Source organism: Streptomyces alkaliterrae (assembly GCF_007097205.2).
GTDB classification, from domain to species: domain Bacteria; phylum Actinomycetota; class Actinomycetes; order Streptomycetales; family Streptomycetaceae; genus Streptomyces; species Streptomyces alkaliterrae.
Map to the genome: position 1 here is coordinate 1 of NZ_VJYK02000375.1, position 4,698 is coordinate 4,698.

Below are 4,698 nucleotides of genomic sequence, written 5' to 3' on the forward strand. Positions count from 1 at the left end.
GGGGCAGGGGTCCTTCCATGCCGTGGACTGTACGGGCCGGCCGGGGCGCGTGCGGACGGCCGGGGGCGCGGGGCGCGCGAGAGGGCGCTTGTGGCTGGTTTGGTGCCGGGCGCACGCCAGGCATGTGCCAGGCGCACGCACCGAATCGACTGCTTCACCTGCGGCCTGTACAACCCGTTACCGGATGGGTACATAGCGGATATGGCCATTCCGATAACCGCGAGCAGGCTGTTGACGGTCCTCAGGAACGAGGGACTGACCGTCGTGGAGGTGGGTAACTGGCGTACACACAACAGGAATCACAAGGGTGCCTGGGGGCAGGTCAACGGTGTGATGGTGCATCACACCGTGACCTCGGGGGCCGCACGTACGGTGCGGCTGTGCCGGGACGGCTACCCGGGGCTGCCGGGGCCGCTGTGCCACGGCGTGATCACCAAGGACGGGCGGGTGCATCTGGTCGGGCACGGCCGGGCGAACCACGCCGGCCTCGGTGACAGCAACGTGCTGCGGGCGGTGATCGCCGAGAAGCGCCCCCCGCCACCGTCCAGACACGACACCGACGGGAACGCCCGGTTCTACGGGTTCGAGTGCGAGAACCTGGGCGACGGCAAGGACCCGTGGCCGGAGGCGCAGCTGGACGCCATCGCGCGGGCGTCCGCGGCGATCTGCCGCCACCACCGCTGGAACGAGTGGTCGGTGATCGGCCACCTCCAGTGGACCAACCAGAAGATAGACCCGCGCGGCTTCACGATGGACAGCATGCGCGAGCGCATCAGGAAGCGCCTGTCGTGACGCCCGGCGGGTGAGCCGGGCGCGTGTCCGAGGCGCGGGCGCGCGAGAATCGGGGGATGACCCGTTCCGCGCCGTCCGCGCCCCTTCCGCCGCCGGACGGCGGGGGGCTGCCGCGCCCCCGGTTGCCGTCGCCGCTCCAGGAGGTGCGCGAGCCCGCCTTCGAGCGACGCGGGCTGCGGCTGCTGCTGAAGCGGGACGATCTGATCCACCCCCTCGTCGGCGGCAACAAGTGGCGCAAGCTGGTGCCGAACCTGCGCGCCGCCGCCGCGTCCGGCGCGCCCGCCCTGCTGACGTTCGGCGGCGCGTACTCCAACCACCTACGGGCCACGGCGGCGGCCGGGCGGCTGCTCGGCCTGCCCACGATCGGTGTCGTGCGGGGCGAGGAGCTGGCCGAGCGGCCGCTGAACCCCTCGCTGACCCGCTGCCGCGCGGACGGCATGCGGCTGTGGTTCACGCCCCGCGCCGACTACCGCCGGCGCCGGGAGGAGGCGTACCTGGCGGAGCTGCGGGAGCGTTTCGGCGCGGTGTACGTCGTCCCGGAGGGCGGGAGCAACGCCGCGGCGGTCGAGGGCTGCGTGGCGCTCGGCGAGGAGCTGCGCGGCCTGGTGGACGTCGCCGCCGTGGCCTGCGGCACCGGCGGCACCCTGGCCGGGATGGCGGCGGGCGGACCCACGGCGGTGGGCGTGCCGGTGCTCCGCGGCGACTTCCTCGCGGCGGAGGTACGGCGGCTCCAGGAGGCGGCGTTCGGCGGGCCGCGCGGCCGGTGGCGGCTGGCGGAGGGCTTCCACTTCGGCGGCTACGCCCGTACGACGCCCGAGCTGACCCGCTTCGCCGACGACTTCGAGCAGCGGCACGGTGTCGGGGTCGAGCGGGTGTACGTCGCCAAGCTGCTCTACGCGCTGACCGCGCTCGCCGAGGCCGGCGACCTGCCGCCCGGCGCGGCGGTCGCGGCGGTGGTCACGGGCACGCCCGACCCGCTCGCCGGCGACTGAGGTCACCTCGACCTCCGGCGGGATGGCGGGCGTCGGTGTCAGCGGGCTTCCCTATAGTTCGAACATGATCCGTACCGCCACGCCGGAGGACGTCCCGGCGATCCACGCCATGATCCGCGAACTCGCGGAGTACGAGCGTGCGCTGGAGCACGCCCGGGCCACCCCGGAGCAGCTGCGCGAGGCCCTGTTCGGCGAGCATCCGGCGGTGTTCGCGCTGATAGCGGAGGAGGCGGCGGAGGCGGGGCGGGGCGCGGAGCCGGTGGGCTTCGCGCTGTGGTTCCGCAACTTCTCCACCTGGACGGGCACGCATGGCGTCTATCTGGAGGACCTGTACGTGCGCCCGCACGCGCGGGGCGGCGGCCACGGCCGGGCGCTGCTGGCGGAGCTGGCCCGGATATGCGTCGAGCGCGGCTATGAGCGGTTCGAGTGGTGGGTACTTGACTGGAACGAGCCCTCCATCGGCTTCTACAAGTCGCTGGGCGCGGAGCCGATGGAGGAGTGGACGGTTTTCCGGCTGGCCGGCGAACCGCTGAGGGCCCTGGCGGCGGCGCCCGGCGCAGACGGGGGCGCTTCCGGTCACCCGGAGTGAACGCTGCGTAGTCGTCGCGGAATTGATACCGACCAACCCCTAGCCACGCACAGTGTGCGTATGTTTACTATGGGTGACGCTCACGGTAGGGGGCGCCCGCGGCCAACCAGGCGACAGCATGCGGCGGATCGCGATAGCGTCGCAGCTGAACCGGCTGTCACGGTCACGGCCCGAGCCGTCGTCGCGGGAACCCGCGGCGTCCGCCCGGTCACCCGACACCGTGGTGGCTCCACCAGTTTGTGTCGCCTTGGAGGTGAGGGTGTCCCAGAACGTAGGTGGGGAGGAGGACTTCGTCGAGGTCCGACTGCCCGCGGCGGGTGCCTATCTTTCGGTGCTGCGGACGGCGACGGCCGGCCTCGCGGCGCGTTTGGACTTCACCCTCGACGAGATCGAGGATCTGCGCATCGCGGTCGACGAGGCCTGCGCGATCCTGCTCCAGCAAGCCGTACCGGGCAGCGTGCTGAGCTGCGTGTTCAGGCTTGTCGGGGACTCACTGAGAGTGACGGTGTCCGCCCCGACGACGGACGGTCGCGCACCGGAGCGTGACACCTTCGCCTGGACGGTGCTCTCCGCGCTGGCCGGCGAGGTCGACTCCGCGGTCGCCGAGGACCGCACGGTCAGCATCAGCCTGCACAAGAAGCGCGGCGCGGCCCCAGGATCATCGTGACCGATGCCAAGGGGCCAGTCCCGGACGAGGGGGCCGGTATGAACGACCTGGATCGTGACGCGGCACTCGGACGCCATGAGATGGCGGCCGATCCCGCGATTCCGGAGCAGCAGGCCCGGCCGCATCCGGCCGACCCCGGTCAGCGAGCGGAGCGGGCGGAGGCCATGGAGGCCATGGAGGACAGTCAGCGGGGCAACGGCCGCAGCGGCCGGCAGCACCCGGCCGACCCGCAGGACCGCGGCGCGGCCCGCGCGCTGTTCATCGAGCTGCGCGGGCTTCCGGCGGGCTCGCCCGAGCGCGCCGAGCTGCGGAACCGGCTGGTGCGGATGCACCTGCCGCTGGTCGAGCACCTGGCTCGCCGCTTCCGCAACCGCGGCGAACCACTCGACGACCTCACCCAGGTGGCGACGATCGGGCTGATCAAGTCCGTGGACCGGTTCGACCCGGATCGCGGGGTGGAGTTCTCCACCTACGCGACACCCACGGTCGTCGGCGAGATCAAACGGCACTTCCGCGACAAGGGCTGGGCGGTGCGCGTGCCGCGCCGGCTCCAGGAGCTGCGGCTGTCGCTCGCGACGGCCACGGCGGAGCTGTCCCAGCAGCACGGGCGGGCGCCGACGGTGCACGAGCTGGCCGAGCGGCTGTCCATCTCCGAGGAGGACGTCCTGGAGGGCCTGGAGTCGGCGAACGCCTACAGCACGCTCTCCCTGGACGTACCGGACACCGACGACGAGTCCCCCGCGGTCGCCGACACCCTCGGCGCCGAGGACGACGCGCTGGAGGGCGTGGAGTACCGGGAATCCCTCAAACCGCTGCTCGAGGAGCTGCCGCCGAGGGAGAAGAAGATCCTGCTGCTCCGCTTCTTCGGGAACATGACCCAGTCGCAGATCGCGCAGGAGGTCGGGATCTCGCAGATGCACGTCTCCCGGCTGCTCGCCCGCACGCTGGCGCAGCTGCGGGAGAAGCTGCTGGTGGAGGAGTGACCACCCCTCGCCACTTCCCGGAACCCGCCCGGCGGCCGACCGCACGCCCGGCGGGTTCCGGCTTTTGAGCGGCGCCCGGCCGGTCAGCCGTCGCGGCCGTCAGTGGTTGCGGCCGGTCGGTGGACGCGACGACCGGTCAGTGGACGCGACCGGTCGGTGGACGCGGCCGATCGGTGGACGCGACGACCGGTCAGTCGTCGCGGTCGGCGCCGGGCTCGACGCGCAGTACCGCGTGCGCGCTGGGGTGGAAGAGGCAGACCAGCACGGCGATCGCCACGGCGGCCAGCGCCAGCCCGGCGGGGAACCAGGCGCCCTCGCTGCCCGCCATCTGCCAGCCCACCGGCAGGGCGAGCAGTTGGAGGAAGATCGCCGGCCCCCGGCTCCAGCGGCTCAGCCGCCACAGCCCGCGCGCGGTGCCCAGCGGCAGCAGCGCGACGACCAGCATGGTCACGGCGCCGGTGACGGCCTGGGTGACGCTGTCGGGCTTGTCGCCGGCCAGCAGCAGCGCGATCATCACCAGGCCGAAGGCGGCCAGCGCCAGGCCCTGGAGTGCGACCAGCGCGGCGGCGGCGGTGACCCGGATCGGCCGCTCGGCGGCGGTGGCCGGGGAGGGGATGGAGGGGCTGTCGTCCTTGCTCACCCCGTCAGCCTATGCCGTGCTTCGAAGACGCCGAC

Annotated in this window: 6 protein-coding genes; 5 read left to right on the forward strand and 1 reads right to left on the reverse strand. The window is 72.8% G+C overall.

Features of this window, described 5'->3' with window-relative positions:
- Positions 1 to 201: 201 nt before the first annotated feature.
- The 5 genes from FNX44_RS23965 (at position 202) to FNX44_RS23985 (ending at position 4,023) form a co-directional block, all read left to right on the forward strand.
- Positions 202 to 792 carry an N-acetylmuramoyl-L-alanine amidase gene (locus FNX44_RS23965; RefSeq protein WP_143650995.1) on the forward strand — a complete coding sequence of 197 codons (591 nt, stop codon included), beginning with the start codon at positions 202 to 204 and terminating at the stop codon, positions 790 to 792.
- Between the two features lie 56 nt (positions 793 to 848).
- On the forward strand, positions 849 to 1,784 hold the full coding sequence (locus FNX44_RS23970; protein WP_143650997.1) for a 1-aminocyclopropane-1-carboxylate deaminase/D-cysteine desulfhydrase: 936 nt from the start codon (positions 849 to 851) through the stop codon (positions 1,782 to 1,784).
- A gap of 64 nt (positions 1,785 to 1,848) precedes the next feature.
- Complete coding sequence (locus FNX44_RS23975) at positions 1,849 to 2,373, forward strand: GNAT family N-acetyltransferase (protein ID WP_143650999.1); 525 nt, start codon at positions 1,849 to 1,851, stop codon at positions 2,371 to 2,373.
- A 253-nt stretch (positions 2,374 to 2,626) separates the two neighbouring features.
- Positions 2,627 to 3,040, forward strand: a complete 414-nt coding sequence (locus tag FNX44_RS23980; protein WP_407699131.1) for an ATP-binding protein — start codon at positions 2,627 to 2,629, stop codon at positions 3,038 to 3,040.
- Complete coding sequence (locus FNX44_RS23985; RefSeq protein ID WP_173019271.1) at positions 2,929 to 4,023, forward strand: RNA polymerase sigma factor SigF; 1,095 nt, start codon at positions 2,929 to 2,931, stop codon at positions 4,021 to 4,023. Before FNX44_RS23980 ends, FNX44_RS23985 begins: the two co-directional genes overlap by 112 nt.
- Before the next feature lie 190 nt (positions 4,024 to 4,213).
- Here the strand turns inward: FNX44_RS23985 and FNX44_RS23990 are convergent, their stop codons facing one another.
- Entirely contained in the window at positions 4,214 to 4,663 is a 450-nt protein-coding gene (locus FNX44_RS23990) for a hypothetical protein (RefSeq protein ID WP_143651003.1), read from the reverse strand.
- Between the last annotated feature and the right edge of the window lie 35 nt (positions 4,664 to 4,698).

Bases quoted from the DNA above. Each gene is read 5' to 3' on its own strand.
- FNX44_RS23965 (WP_143650995.1), top strand. From the start codon at position 202: ATGGCCATTCCGATAACCGCGAGCAGGCTGTTGACGGTCCTCAGGAAC.
- FNX44_RS23970 (WP_143650997.1), top strand. From the start codon at position 849: ATGACCCGTTCCGCGCCGTCCGCGCCCCTTCCGCCGCCGGACGGCGGG.
- FNX44_RS23975 (WP_143650999.1), top strand. From the start codon at position 1,849: ATGATCCGTACCGCCACGCCGGAGGACGTCCCGGCGATCCACGCCATG.